Source organism: Candidatus Bathyarchaeia archaeon (assembly GCA_041447175.1).
In the GTDB taxonomy this organism is placed as follows: Archaea; Thermoproteota; Bathyarchaeia; order Bathyarchaeales; family Bathycorpusculaceae; genus JADGNF01.
Genome location: CP166960.1, coordinates 1,868,060 through 1,888,206, shown reverse-complemented (window position 1 = coordinate 1,888,206; position 20,147 = coordinate 1,868,060). Strand labels below are relative to the sequence as shown.

Sequence of the window (20,147 nt, the reverse complement as noted above, 5' to 3'; positions counted from 1 at the left end):
GCGTTATGCAAGGAACCTCTCCAACTTTGTCAGTCCAATGATTTCGTCGAAGTTTAAACCCAATGCATCCAAAACTTGGTCAAACGTGTTGTGTAAATACGCAACGTACTTTTCAACGTCCACTTCGTTTCGGGTTGCCAACTGTATGGGTTTGACGTGATCGCCGCGGACGGTTTTCACGAAGCTTATGAGGTCTCCCGCTCGAAGTTCCACTCCGCTTGCCTGCAGGACCTTTGCCGCCTTCACATGTTGAGGCGTCGTTTTGGTATAGTGATGTAGCTCTTCGCCCAGAACCACGTTGAACGCGAGGTCGTTCATGTCTTTCCATTCGCGCCGTTTTAGGGTCATGTATCGGTTGCGAACGATGTCGGTGATGTCTTTTTTGGCGCGCTCGAAGTCGGCGGGGTTTTTGACTTGTGCGAGGCGTGCCTTCATCTGGTTAAACGCGTCTTTAATGAAAATTGGGATGTGTTTCTTTTTGCCCGTTAAGCCCTTTACATCCACGGTGCCATCTTCCAACACGCCCAAATAGTTTTTCTTACGGCTGCTGAAAACTGCGTAGCGGTAGGTTTTGTCTACGTCTATACCCATTTTCAGCTCATGCTCGGTGAAGTGCACCACGTCTTCAATCTGCTCTTTTGTGGGGTTTTTGAGGAAAACGCTGTCGGTGTCTCCGTAGAGCACTTGGATGCCTACTTGTTTTGCGTGGTCAAGGATTTGGTTGATGCTGTGTCTGCCGATTGCTGCGGTGGCTTCCGCGACGGGTGGGCAGTAAAGGTCAAAGCTTTCCGCTCCGAAAACGCCATAGCTGGCGTTTAGAATGACTTTGAGGGCGCCTTGAGCGACACCATACCAGTTCCGCTGCTCTGGAGGAAGCGTTTTGTCTTTAGCTCGGGACTTGTACCAGCTGACCCTTAGGTCTCGCAGGCTACCTATAAGCAGGCTTTCAAGTGCGCGTTCTTTGGTGCAGACCCAATGCGGCGTGTTGGGCACCATGTTGGTTTTGCATTCAGGATGCGGACACAGAATTGACTGGTACCCCAGATTCCAGACCTTCATGATGGAAGGGTACAGGCTGGGAAAGTCCATAACCGCAACGTTAAAGTGCACTCCAGGCACGGGCTCAACAACTATGGCGCCTTGGTATTTCTTGCCTTTAATTACTGCGGTGGTGGAGGTTTTGCCTTTCTTGGCGAGGATGTCTTCCGAGTTGGGGATGAGCATTTTTCGGTGGCGATGTTCGCGGTGCATGAAGTTGCGAATCCAACGCGAAACCCCCTGGCGGCTGACGTCTTCCATGGGCATGCTGCTGATGCGGGTGAGCACCAGGATAAGCTTCATGGCAAGTTCGTCTTCGAAACTGGTTAGTTTGTAGGTGATTTCGCTGTCCCGCAGACAATACCCCGCTAACTCCGTGTAGCTGAGCTCGCCGATGGTTTTCTCGTTTTTGATTTTTTCCAGACCCAAGACGCCTTTGCCGACGTCGTTGAGGGTTACGTCGCGGTAACGGTTGCCAAAAGCGTAAATTTGGATGGCTCGGTTGAAGAAGAACTTGTAGAGGTCTATGTGAATGCCGGTTCTGAGTAGGCATACGCGTCTGCCGATTTCTATCGGAACATCTTGTTTTCTGAAGCCAAGGTTAGCGGCTCGATGCGACAGATAACGGAGGTCAAAGTCGTCCCCGTTAAACGTTAGCACAAACGGGTAATCCCACAAGATGTCAAAAACCGCAGTAAGCAAGTCTTTTTCAGTATCAAAATACTCAATTGACCCCTCTGGCATCGGGTAGCTGCCTTCTTCTACCCCTTGGCGTCTGAGAACCAACACCTTTTCTTGGCCGTCGGAGCTGTAGATGCTGCAGCAAACCACAGGATAAACAGCTTCCCGCGAGTCAGGTACTCTGGTGCTTAAGGGCGCGTACACTTCGATGTCGATGGCTGCCCGCCTAAACTTGGGGGCAGGATACTCGATAAGCCTTGCCCACTCCTCGACAAACTCCAATTCCTCATCCGTTGCGTTTTTGAAGAGCGCCTTGAGGTTGCTGATGGTTTTCTCCGCTTCATCTAAAACACACGGAACCAAGTTGCCGTTTTTGACTTCAAAAATCATGCCTGGTAAATATCGGGTGTCGTAGATGTAGCTTTGGTAGTACTTTATTTTTGCTTCCCAGACTTTGGGTTCTATGGGTGCGTTTTTGGGGTAGTCTTCGGGTATGATGTCGCGTATGCTGCCTTGAGGTTTGCCTCCGACAGCTAAAGGGTCGTTGGTGACTATTTTAGTGACAACCGTTTTCTTATCAGCCAACGGGTCAAAAAGCTCAATGGATTCGCTGTGGTCAAAGCCTTCATGTTTTACAACCCGCGGCATTTTCTGCAGTTCAGCTTGCGACAGGTTAGTGAGGCAGTACGGCTTATGCCCCGTGTTGTCATACCAAAAGTAGATTTTACCTGACTCTGGCTCGTAAAGCTTGATGACCGCCTTTTTTTGTCGCCCATCATAGGTTGCCGAAACAAAATAGGACGCTGGCAGGTCTTGGGGGGCTACAGGAGGATAAACATGGGGCGTGTGTTGTTTTTTCTCATGTTCTTTTGGTTGAGGCGGCGGGGCTTCCGCTTTCTGGGGTTGAGCAACAGGCTTTTTTGGTGGTGGACTGAAGTCAAAGAGGTTTTTCTGGGGCATCTAATTAACCTTGAATTTTGTAAGAGACAATTAACCTATAATCCTTAATGGCTCATTAATAAGCTTCCGTAAAGATATACTGCGCTCGCCATTTAGGCTAAAAGGGGGCTTCCTACGGAGTCTTGTTACTCTTCACACTCGATGATTTCGTTTGATGCCTTCAATTCGTCAAGAGACTTGCCTATGGATATAAAATCCCCTACTGCTTTAACACTCTCAACCGCTAGGCAGACGATGGAGCTTCGGAATCTTTTCTTCACTCCCAACTTGTTTGCCGCTTCCTCCTCCAGTTTCACTTTGAGGTGAGTTATTTTCCAAGTTTCCTTGTCAACTTGCGCTCCTTTAACAACGCCCAACGTAAAAGCTTGTGAAGTGATGACTTTTAGTCCCATTAGGCTTTCAAAATTTATCATTTAAACACTGTTATTTAGTTAACTTTGGGCTTACATAAATATGTTCCTTGTTTCTGAATGGAAACAACAATGCGTGTCCCGGCTGTTTCGTGGGTTATGGCGGCTCGTTTTTTGCTTTTTCTATATAAACAATATACTGTTTCGTAACTATTTTGTCCCCCTATAGTCTATGTCGAGAACTTATAATTCGCTTTTCAGCCGACTTTTGATTTGACTTGGGTCTTGAGATTCTAAGTCAACAGAAGTGGGGAAAAATTTAATGGAAAATAAACACAAAATCGTGATTGTTGCTATGCTGGTTGCAGTTATGACCGTTTCATCACTTGCACTTCCAGCTTTTTCAACAACCCAAACTACACCTGACCAATCCATCAAGAACGTAATCGTTTTGGTTCCTGACGGTTGCTCTTTGGGCACTCAGACCGTTGCACGCTGGTACAAAGGTTCAGCGTTGAATGTTGATGGAATAGCCACTGGCTCCGTTTCCACATTCATGACTGACTCCGTAATTACTGACTCCGCGCCAGCAGCCACAGCCTTTTCGTCAGGTCACAAGTCAAGTGACAAATTCATTGGCGTAGGACCAAAAACAAATGACCTTCTCACAGGATACACCCCTGACGCGGACCCCTATGCGCCTTTAGCCACAATCCTAGAGGCAGCAAAACTGGCTGGTAAATCCACTGGCTTAATTGCCACAAGCACAATAAGCCACGCAACCCCCGCCGCTTACGCATCTCACAACTATAACCGAGGCGACGAAAACGACATCATCGAACAGATGGTCTACAACGAAGTCGACGTGGTCTTCGGTGGAGGCGCTAGCAAACTATTCCCATCAGGTACAACTTACACCACAAGCTTTGGAGACACCTGGACTGGCTCACGCACTGACGGCGACAACCTTTACCAGACACTCATGGACCGCGGTTACATGTTCGTGGACAGCAAAGAAACCATGACATCTCTAATCAGCGGAAGAGCCTGGGGCATGTTCGCTTCAGATGCCATGCAGCCGGACATTGACCGCGCAGAATTCGCTCCAACAGAACCTTCACTAGCCGAAATGACCTCGCAAGCAATCCAACTGTTGTCCGCAAACAGAAACGGTTTCTTCCTGATGGTTGAAGGCAGCCAAGTTGACTGGGCAAACCACGCAAACGACCCAATTTATGCTGCAACTGACTTCCTCGCCTTTGACGATGCAGTCGGCGTTGCCCTTAACTTTGCCCTGCAAGATGGAAACACACTTGTCCTGGCATTCCCCGACCACAACACTGGCGGCATGACCATAGGCAGCTACTACCAAGACACCAACGCAATCGGCCACAGCTACACCAAACTAACCGTTGAAGACGTCGTAAACCCCCTCAAAGGCATGCAAATTACCTCTCAAGGCTTAGTAACCAAACTCGACGGCGTAACTGACAACGCAGAAATCAAGGCAATCTTCCAAGAATGGTGGGGTCTTGAAATAACCGACGACGACATCGCAGCCATGGACCTGACTGACTACTACTCAATTTCAGAATACATCTGCGAAGCCTACACAGCCTTCGGCTGGACCACCCACGGACACGACGGCTCTGACGTTCCTCTCTGGGCTTACTCAACAGACGGCAACACCCCAGTTGGGCACTTCGACAACACCGAACTAGCATACCTTGCCTCTGACGCTCTTGGTCTGGACTTCACCGCGGCACAGGAAACTCTATACGTTAAAGCCTCTGACGTCTACTCCGCATCTCAACTGACCTTCAATATGAACGACCCAGCAAACCCCGTTCTTGAAATCCGAACAAACGGCGGCGTCACCGCAACTCTGCCTGCAAGCAAAGACATCATGACGGTTTCACACGGAAACCAAGTGCAAACCTACAACCTTGACGGACTCGTCGTCTACTCTTCACAGATAGATGAGTTCTTCATCCCACAAGAAGTAATTGACCTGCTTGCCTAAGCAGGCAACCTTCCCTCAATTTTCTTTATCCATTTCGACTGAACTTTTCTGTACGAGTACCTACGCAGAGAGGAATCCACCGTCAACCGCAACAAGCGCTCCCTGCATATAACTTGACAAGTCACATGCCAAAACCAGAGCCACACGCGCTATCTCATCCGGGTCGCCAAGTCTTCCCATAGGCAATCTTTGTCGGTACTCTAACCCTGACTGGATTATGCCAACATTAAATTTGAGAATTTCCTTGGCAACATTTTTTGTTCCCGGCGTCAGAATTCCGCCTGGCACTAAAACGTTTATCCTGAACCCTTTTCTGCCATACTCTGCAGCCAGCGCTCTGGTGAGGGTTATGACGCCGACTTTGCTTAAGCCGTATGGCACCAGGTCTTCTTTGAACGGCATAACTGCCTCAACCGAGGCTACGTTGACTATTACTCCCCCGCGTTTCATCCGCGTCTTAATCATGCATTGGCACATCCACAAAACCGAGTTCAAGTTAATGTCCATCACCTTCTTCACAAAGGCTTCGTCAAGCTCCAAAAAATCCTTCATTGGATAAATTCCCGCATTGTTAACCAGAATGTCTGGTTCCTTTCCCGCAAGGTGCCTCCATAACCGTTCTATATCTGATTTTTTGCAGAGGTCAACATTGTGTGCGTTTATTTTCACGTTAAATTTCGAAAGCTCCCCACAGCAAGCCTGCAGTTTCTCTTCGTTAACGTCGACAAGCTGCAAGTCTGCGCCTGCCTCCGCAAACCTGTAGGCTATTGCTTTCCCTATGCCTGAAGCTGCTCCCGTAATCAGCGCTGTTTTTCCCGACAGTGAAACCAGCTTTGCCAAAGGCATCCGTTCTTTGTTTTTGCTTCTTTGCATCGATTAAAACCGCCAAATCGGCTTTTGAGTTTAATGTATTAATTATGGTGAATCCTGCTGGAATAGTTTTCTGCCGAGCATAATCGGTCCTCTAAACGAAACAGTTTGCAGCGTCATATTCTTATTAGGGGCACCGCGTCTCTAACCTGCGTGTATTAACTTGCTAAAAGACGCTTGGTCCATCGCCATCGAAACCCTCAGCTGGATAGAACTCAAAAAACTCAGCGAACACATGGCTCTAGCCACAACTGTGAAACAACTGGGCATCCGCGACCCCGACGCAGTCCGTTTAGGCTACGGCTTGGTGGTGGAAACCGAACGTCGCCGAAACCTCATCGACAAATTCCTCAACAACACCCTAAAACCAAAAACCCTTGACGAATTCACCGTTGGCATCCACGCATTTCTCAGGCTGTACGTTTACCAGACCCGCGTCGCCCGAAACTGGGGCGGCTTTGACCTCAAAGAAGCCGAACACATCGCCAAGCTGGGACGCGCCATTTTGGGGTGGGAAACCCTGCGTGAAGTTGAACTCTACCTTGGTTTTCTCTTGACCCAGAAAATAGAGCCTCTCTTCGAAGCAGCGGAAGACGAAGAGAAAGTTGCCTTGCAAACTTTTCATCCGACTTGGTTTGTCAAGTACTGCTTTGACCTCTTTGGCAAAACCGAAGCCAAGGCGTTTTTAGACGGGAACCTTTCGCCTCCTGAAACTTGCATACGCCTCAGCACTCTACGTGCCACTCAAGAGGAAATCGTGCAGAAACTCGAAGCAGAAGGTGTCAAGCTAAAGAAAGTGGAACCTTTAACCCACACCTACAGGGTGCAAAGTTCTAAGCGTCCGCTTAACCGGTTGGACAGTTACCGGTTGGGGTTCTTTTACATCCAAGACAAAGCCAGTTGCTTTGCCACCGAAGCCGCTAACCCCAAACCCAACGACACCGTGCTGGATGTCTGCGCTGCTCCTGGAGCAAAGACTACCTATCTGGCTCAAATCATGCAAAACCAAGGCACCATCTACTCGGTTGATTATTCAAAGCGGCGGATTAAGACTTGGCGGCAAGAAGTGGGGCGGATGTGGGTAAACATTGCTCAGCCCATAATGGCGGATGCGCGTTCCCCGTTGCCTTTGGAGGTTGAAGCCGACGTTGTGGTTTTAGACCCGCCTTGCTCCAGCACAGGCGTTTTTGCCAAGCTTCCCGCAGCTAAATGGCGGCTTTCTCCAAAAAGCATCCAAAAAATGGCGGATATCCAGTGGATGATGATTAACAACTGCGCCTCCAAAGTCAGGCAAGGTGGATTTTTGATGTACTCCACCTGCAGCGTAACTGTGGAAGAAAACGAGGAAATCGTAGAGCGTTTTCTGCAACGATACCCCAACTTTGAGTTAGTGGAGATAACGCCAAAGATGGGGTTGCCTGGCTTGCGAGGTTTTGACAGGTGCCAGCGGCTTTACCCCCATATTCACCACAGCAATGGGTTCTTTATTGCAAAGATGCAGAAGAAATAAGTGCCGAGTCGATTTATGAGAAACAGAAAAGTAGCTGCGTGCTATCTATGCGGTAGAGGCGATTGGTTTGGAGAACCCTAAAACGTGGATGTTCATGTTTTCCTTAGTAGGTGCCGCTGCAGGTGTATACTATGGGTCATTAACTAACCCCCTGAACAACTATTTTGTTTTCTTGGCAGTTTTCGCGTTGATTGGTGTGGCAGTGGCAAATGTTGCGTTGCTGATTCTGGACAGCGTCTATCGGTGGCTCAAAAAATACTACGCTGATGAGGAACAAGCTGAAATCGCCCAAACCAGTTGCACGAACTCTCAGCCCGAGGCTGAGCTTATTCTAAACGAAGAAAACTGAGGGACTGTTTTATTGGAAACGTTTGAAACTTTTGTTTTGAGATAACCTGTGAAGCATCGCGATTCATGTTTTGCCAGATTTAGTGTGAAATCCAAACCCTTGTTGTCCTATCTTCTGTTTTGGGTGTTTAACTGGATTTTGCAAATATGCGAATCGCCCTTCGCAACAATCATTATGTAAGCAGGAACCCCATGTAAGTTCAGCTTAGGGTGTCACGGTTAAACCTCTGCCCCGAATGCAACACTTCCCCCAAGGAGCCTTGACACCCTACAGCTTTTCATTCTTTAAAATGCTCAAAAAATAGGCGTCGATGTTAGAGTTTGGGGATTTCCCAGTAGCTGATGATGTCGCCTTTCACCCATCTGCCGCCCAAACTGCGCACCACATCGTTAATGTCTTCCCATTCTCCCTTCAAGAACCTGACTGGCTTTACAACCACAAAGTCTCCATCAACTGAAAAGTTCAACAACTTTCGCTGCTCATCGGTAAATTCCTCTTCGGTCATGCTGGTATCCAGCGCGGGGGGCGCGGCGCGTTTTTGAGGGGCTGGTTCAGGCTCAGGTTCCGGTTTTACTGCCGGTGCTGTTTTTGTCTCGGGCACTAAGGGTTTTGGAGTCAGTGCTGGTTGAGGTGAAGGTGCAGGCGGAGACGACGGTGATTGTTGAGGGCTTGCTGAATACGTCAAGTTAAATTCAGGAATCGGGTAGGCTTCTGGGGTGTCTTCAAAGCTGTCGCTTCTGATTACTGCTGTGACTTGTTTTGTGAAGAGGTCATATTTTATGTCTAACAGTTCTGTATCGCTTGGAATGTTAGCAGTTAAGGCTATGTTTTTTCCTTGCAGCCTTTCCATGAGAAATTCAGGAGTTAACTTCAGTATGCGCATCTTCACAGTTAGTTCCTCAGGATGTTTCTTCAACTGCCGCAATCCCTTAAAAGCCTTGTCAATCAACCCTGAAGGCATTTGGCGTCCTTGAAAATTGGAATTACAAAAAGGTTAAAGCTTGACTGCTTATAGGTTCTAGCGAGACGTTGGCTAAATTTGATGGCACCCAACAACCCTTACCTCTCATCCAGCATCACCCCCCTCTTACTAATCCTCACGGTTCTCTTGGCATGCACATGTACCCCTGCTTCTGCACAAACACCAAAAAACCTCACAACCGCAGACAATTTCGGCATACCCCAGCAAAACGGAGCCATCCGCTTTGGTACAAACGGCACCTACACGCAAGCAACCTTGGAAAACGGCGTTTGGCTTTTTACAAACCTGAGCTTAAACAGTTCCCGAATTGTCGAACAACTAAAAGTCTCTGCTGTTAATTCTGAGGTCACAATTTTAACATGCGAAACTTTCGACACGGCATCCTCAGACTCCACCCTTAGAGGTGCATCTTTAACCTATACGGTTACTGGGCAGGGCACTCAAACTTTTAACTTCGGTTTGGACCTCACGGGCGGCGAATGGGGCGTCACCTTCAACGAAGACTTTTTTGGCGAAAACGAAGGCTGGACACTTTCGCCTGACCAAACTGTAACCGTAACCGACGCACCCAGCAACTGTGCTGTCAGCGTAATCTGTTTCCGTTTACCATCCTCATTTGGCAACGCCGACGCTTCAGACCAACCGTTTTACCAGCAACATTCTGTAGCCATAACAACGGCAGTTCTGGTTGCGGTGGTGGTGGTTTTAGGTGTCGCGGTATACCGTCCTTGGAAAAAGCAGCCCGCTGAGGTGGCTATTGGATAAGCTAATAAACCAACATTCTCCAATTCATACCGCTAAGGAAAAACCAACATGCCCCCTGCAACCTCTGACATCATCATCGTGCTTGCCTTTGTGGCAGTAGTGGTCATTGGCGTTGTTGGTATTTTACGGCTGACAAAAAACAAAACCAAAAACGTCAGCAACCTTCGCCTCTTCATCCAAACCGCTGCAGTCATTGCAGTTTTCATGGGGTTGCTTTTAGGTCCCTTCAATATGCCCCTTTGGGCGCCTCTGGGTCCTTCACCGCGCGACCGCTTAATCGGCACAGAATTCTTTGGCAACCAGTTTCCCGACGGGCTCTCCGTTCCCATCCTTGCATGCTACTACTCTAACGGGCGAACCGTAACCTGCCCTCTCTGGCAAATTCAAGCCTATATTTTCCCGTTCTGGGATTTCCAACGTGGCTATGCGGTGTTTTACTCTACGTCGGGTTTGGAGAAATTAGCCATCGTTTTCGGCTTGCTCATAGTCATGTCGCTTGTGTTGGGGCGGTTCTTCTGTGGGTGGCTGTGTCCCTTCGGTTTATACATGGACCTGCTTACTCATGTTCGAAAACTCTTCCGCCGCCGACACCTGACCCTCTCGGAGAAAAACAACACGCAACTTGGGCAACTCCGATACATCATCATCGCTGTTTTTCTGATTTTAAGCGTCATTTTCGGCTCCCAAGCCATCTTCGGCACCCAGCTCATCCCCGGAACCACGCCGGGCGGACCTTTAGGCACCGAAGCAGGCATCGTGGGCAGAATCAACGAGCCCTTCTGCTTGGTTTGCCCCATGCGTCCCCTATGTGTGCTGGCGGAATGCGCCGTGGGCAGCATGAACTTTGACTACGTTTCCCAAATAACCTATGGTCCCTTCTGGATAAGCGGCTTTTACATAACCTCCATAAACCTAGCCGTCCTCATAATCGTAACCATCTTGTCCTTGGCGTACCGGCGGTTCTGGTGCCGCATCTGCCCCTTAGGCGCCTTGACAGCGCTTTTTAGTACGTTTACGCCGTTTAAGCAAATTGCCCTAACCAAACTGCACAAAAACGAAGAAAAATGCACCAAATGCGGCATATGCAAACGTGTCTGTCCCACCCAAGCCACCCAAATGTATGAAAAGAAGGGTGGCGACGTAACGGAATCCCGCTGCATGCTTTGCCTGCGTTGTGTAGAGATGTGCCCGCAAAAAGATGCTTTGACGCTTCAGGTGGGGGGCAAAGATGTTTTCAAGTCGCGGAACTGGCTGGAGCCTGCAAACCCCGAAAGATAACTATTTTTTTCGCAGCAGTACAACCACAACAGCGGATAAAGTGGCGATTAACACGGCGAAACCTGCGATTACGGCGAAGATTTCTTCAGGTACAAATCCCGCGTTGGGTTTGGGGTGGCAGTTACGGCGGGGATAAATTCTGGTGTTTGGGTAGGGACGGTGGATTGTTGTTGTTCTGTGGTTGAGGTCGGTGGAGTCAAGGTTGGCGGTGCTGATGACTCCGCAGGTGCGTTTGGTGTAGGGGAAGAGTCGGATGGTGATTGCGTGGGCGACGGAGTTGATGATGCATTGATTGTTGGCTTTGTGTTGTCAGGTTCGGCTTGGACGTTTGGCTCACCTAAGAAGGGAGCAAAGTTTGTTGTCCCTAAGTTGACGTAATCTGCATGTTAATTGTCACTGGGCAAAACACGCACCAGCAACGAAAAAGCCAGAGCCGCAAGGAGCGCCTATGCACCCTTTTTTTGCATTTCGTACCCCGTGAAGGTTGAGCTTTGTATCCTTTAAGGGTTTTTTGATGAATATTTTTTTGACAAGAATTCTGTTCCGCGTTTTTTGTTCCTGTTTAGGGGCTGAGTAATTGACAAATACGTTTCAAGCTGGCTCTATCCAGTGCGACGAAGTTTCGAGTTCTGACCTAATTTTGTCGTTTCTTTTTTGGCAATAACCCCGAGCTGGTGCTCTTTATTCTGAGAAAGTATTTTTCACCCAAACCCCCTTCTAAACATGGATGGTTATTTTATGAGCATGGAACAAGCCAAAACTACCGTACAAGCTGCAAACGAGTTAAGCGAAAGCGGAAAAGACCTCTTCTTTGCGGTAAGGGGCACTAAACAGGTCGTGGCGGATGCCAAAAAGCTGTGGCTGGAAGGCAACAAATCTCGGTTGATAAAAATTGGGGTAGCCTGCATAATGTTTCCTGACCCGTCGCCTGTAGGAGAAATTGTGGGGGCTGGTTTTCTGGCTGCAGGGCTTGTTCAGAAGGGGGTTCGAAAACAGTACCTTTACTTGGGTGGCCTCAAGAAGAACCTTGACCGAACCCTTCAGGATTTGCGGTCGGTTCAACAGGACCTGCATTTTTAGGTTCTGTTTGCTTACTCCTCCGTGCGCAATCAGTGTGTTTTGCTCTGTAAGCAATTTGATGCTTTGGTGTTTATTGGTGTAGTCTTTTCTTTTCTTCTTCCCGTTGCTGCTTTATGGCTTGGTTGGCTAAGCTTGACACGAAAACTAGCGTGAGCACTAATGCTCCGATGCCTATTTTGTATGTCCAGTCCATGCCTGAGTACATAACGGCGAAGATGAAGACTAACATTAGGGCAAGTACCAAAAACTCTTGGATGCTGTCCATGCCTAACTTGAAAAAGCTCATTTGGTCGCCACCTTTTTAAAAACAACTTTCACAGCGGAGTATTAATTATTTTCCTGTTGTCTCAGTGTTCTCTATCAAGGCTTGGTTACCGTTTGTTCACTTGGTTAATTTTCTGTTGGTTTTTTGTTAATGTTTGATAGCTGTTTTTTGGAAAGTGTTAAATAGTGACTGTGATAAAACTTAAAATTTGCAAATTATGGAGAGATGAGGATGAAAATGTTAGACAAATCTGCAAAGGATTCGATTAAGTCCAATCATTCGAGGCTGGCGACGTTGTTGCTTTTTCTGTTGATTCTCTCGCCTTTAGCGGCAATTCCTTCAGCAACTGTAGCACACACGCCTGAATGGACCTTTGACACATGGACGTATGCAGTTGTTTCACCTGACGTCGTTGGAGTCGGTCAAACTACTTGGGTGGTCTTTTGGCTTAACTACGTGCCCCCCACTGCAGTTGGTGCATACGGCGACCGATGGCCTTTCACAGTGGAAGTCACCAAGCCCGACGGTACCACACAGGCAATAGGGCCAGTAATCTCTGACCCTGTTGGAAACGGGTACACTTCTTTCACGCCCGACGCAGTTGGCACCTACTACTTCCAAGCAAGCTTTCCGGGCTATACAATCACCAACGAGAACCCCCAGCCCGGCGGAACCACCGGTTTAGCATCAATAGGCGATGTCTACAAGCCAAGCACAAGCAGCATCGTGGCACTTCGAGTTCAGCAAGAACCAGTAGCCGACATACCCAGTACCCCTCTTCCAACAGGTTACTGGGAGCGCCCAATAGAAGGACAAAACAGAGAGTGGTGGACAATCTCGGGGAACTGGTATTCACCCAACGGATACAACCAAAGCCAAGGCTACTACTACAAAGGAGGCGGTTTCAATCCCTACACAACCGGACCTGGCAGCGCCCACATAGTCTGGAAGCAGCCCCTTGAAATGTTTGGAGGAATAATCGGCGGCGACCAATCGATTGACGGCGGAGTAGGCAGCTACTATAACGGAATGTCATATGAGCAAGCCTTCGCGCCACCTGTGATAATTCAGGGCAGACTTTACTACACGACACCCCCCGGAGCTAAACCTAACTACGGAACCTACTGCGTTGACATCCGTACAGGAGAAGAAATCTGGTACCAGAACATCACCATAAACTATGGTCAAGTTTACAACTACATATCCCCTAACCAGTTTGGAGGCATCCCTTACTTGTGGTCAACGTCGGGAACCACCTACACCCTTTACGATGCTTACACGGGCAACTGGATTCTGGACCTAGCCAACGCGTCAACACGTGGCACCATTGAATTTGCACAGGACGGCAGCATGCTCGCGTACTTCTTCAGCAACCAAGGACACTGGTTTGCGATGTGGAACTCGAGTTTGGCAATCTGGGCAAACATGCCTAACCTCTGGTCGGGCAACAACTATTGGCTCTGGCGTCCACCCCAAGGACAAACATTAGACTGGACCAAAGGAATACAATGGAATGTAACTGTGCCCGAGATGGCTGGGAACCCCAGTATTTACCGAGTTAACGGTGAAGTTGCAATTCTAAGAGCAAAGATATCTGAAAACGGCTTATACATAGCCCAAGACATGGGCGTAAGCGTAGACCCATCAACTGCAGGCAACGTGCTTTGGGGTCCACTAAACCGAACCGCGCAACCCAGTTTACCCTTCTCAACTGCACCAATGGCTGACGGCATATACACCGACTACATAGGTGAAACGATGAGTTGGATAGGCTACTCAATTTACACTGGAGAACAACTTTGGGGTCCAATCAACTCAACAGCCAACGCTTTTGCAATGTACGGAGCATTCCGAACCTTGTTTGCTGCTTATGGAAGAATCTATCAGGTAGGCATGGACGGCGCAGTGCACTGCTTAAACCTGACCAATGGGGCGTTTCTTTGGGATTTCAACACGGGCAGTAGCGGAACCGAAACCAACTATGGGCAATGGCCACTGCTCAGCGCAGGCTTCTTAGGCGGCGCGTCTGGAACGGGTGGGCTGAAAATCTACGCTACCGGCGGACACACTCACCTGCAACCTCTCTTCCGAGGGTCAGAAATGTATGCAATTGACGGGGAAACAGGCGACCTGCTTTGGAGCATCTACGGCTGGTGGCAGGCGGGTTCGGCGGTTGGAGCAGACGGATACCTTCTGGCTGTTAATGGATACGATAATCAGCTTTATTGTTTTGGCAAAGGGAAGACTGCTGTTACAGTGACGGCGCCGCAGACTTTGGTTCCTAAAGGTCAGCCTGTTCTGATATCAGGAACCGTGACGGACCTGTCCCCAGCTCAGCCAGACACACCCGCAATATCTGACGAAAGCATGTCAAGCTGGATGGAGTACCTCAACATGCAGAAACAAAAACCAGACAACGCTACAGGTGTCGAAGTGCATTTAACAGCCATAGACTCTAACAGCAACTCACACGATATCGGCATAGTCACAAGCGATGCAGCTGGTTTGTTCAAGACCCTTTGGACTCCGCCCGTGGAAGGGGCATATACGATTAAGGCAAGCTTTGAGGGGTCCGAATCTTACTGGGCATCGTCAGCCGAATGTGCTTTAGGCGTTTGTTTAGCTTCAGTTGCAGTTGTTGCCTCTACGCCTCCGTCAGATGCGTCAACTACGTCGCCTCAAGTTACCCCTTCACCGATGGCAACGCAGTCGCCTCTACCAACCCAAGCCGAACAGCCACCCACAAGCGCAGCGCCTACCGCCACATACATCGCAATCGGTGTAGTAGTTATTGTGATTGTTACAGTGGCAACGGCGCTTGCTATCAGAAAACGCAAATAAATCAACTCAAGCCTCCCTTTTCTCTTTTTTTGGCTTTGTGGTTTTGCCGAGAATTTGTCTAATGAACTTTACTTGCAAGCAAAAGCAGGAAGCAGATTCTCCTTAAACACTCATAAACTAGCATATTGAATAAGCTTTTATAAGAATTCAATGGAATTGTTTAACTAACAAGTTGCAACGCTTCCACAGACATAGAGAGCGCAATGTGAATGCCCTACATTAAACGAATTGAGTTGAAAGGCTTCAAGTCATTCGGACCGCAAACCGTTAAAGTAAACCTAGATAAGGGCTTCACAGCAATCACTGGACCCAACGGAAGCGGCAAAACCAACATCATGGACTCCTTGCTTTTCAGCCTCGGCGAACTCAGCACCCGCAGGCTCCGCGCCGAGAACGCTTCCAAACTCATCTTTCACGGCAGCGAAAAAGCCCATTTAGAAAAATCTCGCATGGCAAAAGTTCTCATCCAATTTGACAACTCCGACGGCATCATGCCCGTAGACACAACAACAGTAACCATCGGCAGGGAAGTCTACCGCAACGGACAAAGCGTCTACAGACTCAACGGCAGACGCATAAGCCGCCAACATATCTTGGAGATTTTGTCGGTTGCAGGCGTCAGCAGCGCCAGCCAAAACATCATCCCCCAAGGCACCATCACACGCTTAACCGACTTAACCTCGCTGGAGCGACGCAAAATCATCGAAGACCTTGTCGGCATCGGGCAGTACGATGCGGAGAAAGCAGGCGCAGAAGAGAAACTGCGAACCGCCGACATCGCCATCCGAACCGCCATGGGCAGAATCGACGAAGTGCAGAAACGGCTAGACGACCTCGAACGCGAACGTAACCAGCTGCAGCGCTCCAACTTCATTCACCAAGAAATTAAAAAGTTTGAAGCCATCAAAATCAGCCACGAAATCATCCAACTAACCAAAAAAGTCGAAGAAGCCACCGTTCAAGCAGAAAAAGCCAAAACCAAAGCCGACAAACTCAAAGAACTCCGTGAAGCTTCTCGAACCAAACGCCGCGAAGTGGAAGGCGAATGGCGGCGGCTCAGCAGCGAAATCGTTGAAGACGGCGGCTCGCAGGTGATGAAGGTGCAGATTCGCATCGGCGAGTTGAAATCTCAATTAACCGAACTCAACAGTAAGGTAAGTTCTGGGCAAGCCAGCATAGAAAGCCTTACGAAAGTAAAAGAAAACAACCTGCAGCAGTACCAGAACATACGCAGCGAAATCCAGCAGAACCGTCTTAGCATCCGAAAATACCGCGTTGACTTTGAAGGTCTGCAAACGCAAATTAACGAGAAATCCGCTGAGCATGAAGCTTTGGCGCAGGAAACATCTCAGTTGTGGGCTAACTTGGGAGAAAACAGCCAGAAAACCCGCGACATCGAACAACAAATTGAAAACCACAACAAACGGTTGGCGTTTTTGCGTTCGGAGTTTACCAAAGGAAAAACCTTCATCAAAGCCAGTTCCGGTCGGCTTCGTGAGTTAAGCGCGCGCAAAGAACGCTTCACCGCCACTTTGGCTGAAGTGGAGAAATCTCTCTCTGAACTGGACAGTGTCCAGAAGGAGCAGAAGCTTCAGCTTAAAAATCTGGAGAAAACCATCGAGAAACGGCTGGGACAAAAGGAGGCGGCGGAGCGGGAAATCACCGAAGCGGGCAAAATTGCTAACTCTGCCAAGGAAGCGGTTATCGAGTTTGCGACTCAGCGGGAGCTTGCTGAAACGGTGGCGGCGGAAGAAAAAGCCCTTCGCAGCATTGAAGAGTTGGGTGACTTGGGCGTTATTGTGGGCGTTTATGGTCGCCTTCGAAACTTAATTAAAATTGACAAGAGCTTCAAGAAGGCGTTGGACGCCGCGTCCACGGGGTGGATGGATGCTTTAGTGGTCAAAGACATAGACTCCGCTTTCACCTGCACTGAAACGCTGCGCCGAATGAAGCTGGGCAGAATCAAAATAATCCCCCTGCAAAGTGCCTCTAACCCGAAGGAGCTTCAAGCGCCTACCCGTTCAGGCGTAATCGGGGTTGCTTCGGGGTTTGTGAAGTGCGATAAAGAGCACTTGGCAGCCGCTAACTTTGTGTTTGGCGACACGGTGGTGGTTGCAGACGACAAAACCGGGTTCGCGCTATCCACGCAAGGGTACCGTGCCGTCACGGTGAATGGGGACCTTTATGAGCCTGGAGCTTTTGAAGGCGGCTATTATCGTGCGCCTCTTGATTTCTCCAAGATTATCCCCAGCGAAAACGCCATCAAAAGCCTAGATGAAGCCGTCAAAGCCCTTCAAACACACTTGACCCAGCGGGGAAACGACATCGCCTCGTTTGAAGAGGAAATCACCCGTTCCCGCATCGAAATCACCCGCCTCTCCGAAGTCATAGCCACCTTGGACAGGGAAATAATCCGCGTTAAACGCAGCGTCAAACGCAACCAAATCAGCCTGCGTCGCGTCGAGAAATTCCGCGGACGCATTGAGAAAGAAATTGAAGTGGAAAAAGGTCGCATGAACCTGTTCAAAGTGGAGCGCGACGCCATCAAAAGAGGCATCGGAAAGCTCCAAGTTGAATTAGTTGAGTTTCGTCGCAAAACCGATGTGGGGCACATTCAGGAGCTGGAGGTGAAGCGAGAAACCATCGGCGAAGAAATGAACACCCTGCGGCAAAAACTTGGCTCCATCCAAACCGAACTGTCCACCTGTCAGTCCCAGTTTGACAATGTGCTGCGGGTGGGCTATCAGAACAGCAAAATCCAAATTTCAAAGCTGGAACAGCAGCAGCGGCGGGTGGAAAAAGAAGTTGCTGAAGCAAGCCAAGAGCGGGAAACGTTAAAGCAGGAGTTGGATGAGCTTGACAAGAACCGTGTGGAGCTTTCGCAGGCTGTTCTTTCCGCCAAGGAGGACTCAAAGAAGTTTACCTCCCAGATTGACTCTATCGACGCTGAGCTGCGTTCTTTGGATACAGAGTATGAGCAGGCGGAACAGCTTTTTAATCAACTGCAGCTTAGTGTCCAGACTTCGCGGTTGCAGCTTACCCAGTACCAAAACCAGCTTCGGCAGCTTAACTATGATGCGCCGTTGGAGTCAACCCAGAAACAAGTCGAGGAAGCCCAGACAACCATTCAGATGATGCGGTTTGAGTTAGACCGAATCGGTGCTGTAAACCAGTTGGCTCTGGCTCACTATGACGAACAAATCTCCAGATACCGCGAGTTGTCGATGCGGCTAAACGAGTTGGAGCGGGAAAAACAGGCAATCGTGCAGTTTATGGACCAGATTGAAGCCAAGAAACGCAAAGTGTTCTTGGATGCATTTGCCAAAATCAACACCAACCTCACAAAGTTTTTTGATAAGCTCACAGGCGGCGGAAACGCTTCGCTCAAGCTGGAAAAACCCGATGACCCGTTTGTCGGTGGTATAGACATGATTGTGCAGTTCCCCAACAAACCCAGCATCGTCGTAAGTGGTGCCAGCGGTGGGGAACGTTCAGTTTCGGCGGTTGCATTCATTTTTGCAATCAAAGAGTTTTCCCCTGCCTCCTTCTACGTGTTTGACGAGGTGGATGCTCACTTGGATGCTTTTCACACCACCAAGCTTGGGGAACTCTTCTTGGAGGAGTCCGACAAGACCCAGTTCATTGTGGTTACCCTTAAGCCTGAAATGGTGAACAAAGCCCAGAAAGTTTACGGTGTCTATGAACGTAACGGTGTTTCAGCCGTTTTGTCCGCAAAGTTTATGGAGGCAGCCCGTTGACCGAGAAAACCCCAAGAAAACCCTTCTACCTGCGTCCCCCAATCAACATACTCTTCGACATTAGCCGGCTGGATAAGCTTACCCCTTGGAGCATAAACATCGCTTTCTTGCTGCGGCAGTTTCTTTCCGAAATGGAGCATATGGGAAAAATTGATTTTCGCGCCTCAGGGGTCGCGTTAGACTCTTCCGCACTTATTTACTTGATGAAATCTAAGCTTCTGTTGACTTTGCAGGAGCCTCCCGCGCCACCCAAGGTCTCCAAAGATTTTGTTCCGCCGCCCTTGTTTTTGCCGTTGCGCCACGAATTAACCTCCACAACAATTCAGCATTTGCTTGACGTGCTTGATGAAGTGCTCAAAGGAGAAAAACTGCCCAACATTGACCGAGTGGTGGCTCAACCTGTTCTTCCACAGGCTTCGGATTTGATGCCGCAGTTTGACAAATTCATGGCTGAGCTTGAAACGCAGATGGATAAGCTGTACGCGCACTTGTTGGAGCTCGTCAAAGGCGCGGGTATTATCCAGTTTTCTAACTTAATCAGGGGGGTGCCTCGAATTGAAGCTGTCCGCACGTTCATTCTTTTGCTGTTTCTTGCGCAGGACGGGCTGGTGCGTTTGTGGCAGGATGAAGAAACAGAGGAAATATACATAGCAGTGGGGAATTTGAAAGTTGCAAAACAACCAAGCGGCAAACCAGACCTCTGATGACATTGAAGTGAAAGTGCAGCAGGCTGAAGCTGAGGCTTCGGAGGCTAAACCTAAGGAACCGCAGCAAACCGTGGATCCAGAGGAGCGTCGGAAGCATAATTTGGTTATGCTTGAAGCTGCCTTGTATGTTGCGGGGCGACCTTTAGACCTTAACGAGCTTTGCTCGGTTATTACGACGCGGTCAAAGAAGAAAACGGAGACGCTTATGGAGGACCTTCGGGTTGAGTATGCTTCTCGCAATACGTCAATGGAGATTTTGCGGCTTAAGGATGAGCGGTATGTGATGCAGGTGAAGGCTGAGTTTACGCCGCTGGTGAAGAAGTTGGTGAATCGTCCGTTGCTGTCTTCGGGTCCGCTAAAGACGCTTAGCTACATTGCTTATCGTCAGCCGATTACTTCTAAACGTGTCATTGAAGTGCGGGGTCAACACGCGTATGGGCACATCAAAATGCTTAAGGACATGGGGTTGGTGGCGCCTGAACGCAACGGACGCAGCATTGTGCTTAAGACTACGGATTACTTTTCGGACTATTTTGGGTTAACTCAAGACACTGCTTCTATGAAGCGGGAGCTTAAACGCATATTTGGGGACGCTTTAAAGGATGAACGGCAAACTTAGCAACGGATACGTTTATATTTAAAACCGCTGTTCTTAGAGGAATACTCGAACTTAACAGTCAAAAAGGGAAA

At 49.0% G+C, this 20,147-nt stretch carries 16 protein-coding genes; 11 read left to right on the top strand and 5 right to left on the bottom strand.

What is annotated here, in order from left to right; all coding sequences use genetic code 11:
- Positions 1–3 precede the first annotated feature (3 nt).
- Together ACBZ72_09885 and ACBZ72_09880 are read right to left on the bottom strand one after the other, a co-directional pair.
- Positions 4–2,679: a DNA-directed DNA polymerase I gene (locus ACBZ72_09885; GenBank protein XES76481.1), complete on the bottom strand. Its 2,676-nt coding sequence runs from the start codon at positions 2,677–2,679 to the stop codon at positions 4–6.
- 125 nt (positions 2,680–2,804) lie between these two features.
- On the bottom strand, positions 2,805–3,092 hold the full coding sequence (locus ACBZ72_09880) for a PRC-barrel domain-containing protein (GenBank protein XES76480.1): 288 nt from the start codon (positions 3,090–3,092) through the stop codon (positions 2,805–2,807).
- 259 nt (positions 3,093–3,351) lie between these two features.
- Here ACBZ72_09880 and ACBZ72_09875 point away from each other — a divergent pair, with 259 nt between their 5' ends.
- Positions 3,352–5,052, top strand: coding sequence for an alkaline phosphatase (locus ACBZ72_09875; protein XES76479.1), 1,701 nt, complete (start codon positions 3,352–3,354; stop codon positions 5,050–5,052).
- Positions 5,053–5,112: 60 nt separating this feature from the next.
- Here ACBZ72_09875 and ACBZ72_09870 read toward each other — a convergent pair whose 3' ends face one another.
- Positions 5,113–5,925, bottom strand: a complete 813-nt coding sequence (locus ACBZ72_09870) for an SDR family NAD(P)-dependent oxidoreductase (GenBank protein ID XES76478.1) — start codon at positions 5,923–5,925, stop codon at positions 5,113–5,115.
- Between the two features lie 160 nt (positions 5,926–6,085).
- On the opposite strand from ACBZ72_09870, the gene ACBZ72_09865 reads away from it, so the two are divergent.
- Both ACBZ72_09865 and ACBZ72_09860 read left to right on the top strand, forming a co-directional pair.
- Positions 6,086–7,432, top strand: a complete 1,347-nt coding sequence (locus tag ACBZ72_09865) for an RsmB/NOP family class I SAM-dependent RNA methyltransferase (protein XES76477.1) — start codon at positions 6,086–6,088, stop codon at positions 7,430–7,432.
- A 67-nt stretch (positions 7,433–7,499) separates the two neighbouring features.
- The gene (locus ACBZ72_09860; protein ID XES76476.1) at positions 7,500–7,781 is read left to right on the top strand and encodes a hypothetical protein; all 282 of its coding nucleotides are present in this window, start codon (positions 7,500–7,502) and stop codon (positions 7,779–7,781) included.
- A gap of 313 nt (positions 7,782–8,094) precedes the next feature.
- Here the strand turns inward: ACBZ72_09860 and ACBZ72_09855 are convergent, their stop codons facing one another.
- Positions 8,095–8,742, bottom strand: coding sequence for a hypothetical protein (locus ACBZ72_09855; GenBank protein ID XES76475.1), 648 nt, complete (start codon positions 8,740–8,742; stop codon positions 8,095–8,097).
- Between the two features lie 81 nt (positions 8,743–8,823).
- Here ACBZ72_09855 and ACBZ72_09850 point away from each other — a divergent pair, with 81 nt between their 5' ends.
- The 4 genes from ACBZ72_09850 to ACBZ72_09835 all read left to right on the top strand — a co-directional run bounded on the left by ACBZ72_09850 (position 8,824) and on the right by ACBZ72_09835 (position 11,886).
- Positions 8,824–9,528 (top strand): hypothetical protein, encoded by a 705-nt coding sequence (locus ACBZ72_09850; protein ID XES76474.1) that lies wholly within the window; start codon positions 8,824–8,826, stop codon positions 9,526–9,528.
- Positions 9,529–9,576: 48 nt separating this feature from the next.
- The gene (locus tag ACBZ72_09845; protein ID XES76473.1) at positions 9,577–10,806 is read left to right on the top strand and encodes a 4Fe-4S binding protein; all 1,230 of its coding nucleotides are present in this window, start codon (positions 9,577–9,579) and stop codon (positions 10,804–10,806) included.
- Positions 10,807–10,965: 159 nt separating this feature from the next.
- Entirely contained in the window at positions 10,966–11,184 is a 219-nt protein-coding gene (locus ACBZ72_09840; GenBank protein XES76472.1) for a hypothetical protein, read from the top strand.
- A gap of 360 nt (positions 11,185–11,544) precedes the next feature.
- The gene (locus tag ACBZ72_09835; GenBank protein ID XES76471.1) at positions 11,545–11,886 is read left to right on the top strand and encodes a hypothetical protein; all 342 of its coding nucleotides are present in this window, start codon (positions 11,545–11,547) and stop codon (positions 11,884–11,886) included.
- Between the two features lie 70 nt (positions 11,887–11,956).
- Here ACBZ72_09835 and ACBZ72_09830 read toward each other — a convergent pair whose 3' ends face one another.
- Positions 11,957–12,172, bottom strand: a complete 216-nt coding sequence (locus ACBZ72_09830; protein XES76470.1) for a hypothetical protein — start codon at positions 12,170–12,172, stop codon at positions 11,957–11,959.
- Positions 12,173–12,382: 210 nt separating this feature from the next.
- Here ACBZ72_09830 and ACBZ72_09825 point away from each other — a divergent pair, with 210 nt between their 5' ends.
- The 4 genes from ACBZ72_09825 (at position 12,383) to scpB (ending at position 20,076) form a co-directional block, all read left to right on the top strand.
- Positions 12,383–14,992, top strand: coding sequence for a hypothetical protein (locus tag ACBZ72_09825; protein ID XES76469.1), 2,610 nt, complete (start codon positions 12,383–12,385; stop codon positions 14,990–14,992).
- Positions 14,993–15,201: 209 nt separating this feature from the next.
- Positions 15,202–18,750, top strand: coding sequence for an AAA family ATPase (locus ACBZ72_09820; protein XES76468.1), 3,549 nt, complete (start codon positions 15,202–15,204; stop codon positions 18,748–18,750).
- A complete protein-coding gene (locus ACBZ72_09815; protein XES76467.1) occupies positions 18,747–19,454 on the top strand; it encodes a hypothetical protein in 708 nt (235 codons plus the stop codon). The genes ACBZ72_09820 and ACBZ72_09815 overlap by 4 nt, the downstream gene beginning before the upstream one ends.
- On the top strand, positions 19,420–20,076 hold the full coding sequence (scpB, locus tag ACBZ72_09810) for an SMC-Scp complex subunit ScpB (GenBank protein ID XES76466.1): 657 nt from the start codon (positions 19,420–19,422) through the stop codon (positions 20,074–20,076). Before ACBZ72_09815 ends, scpB begins: the two co-directional genes overlap by 35 nt.
- The last annotated feature ends 71 nt before the right edge of the window (positions 20,077–20,147 follow it).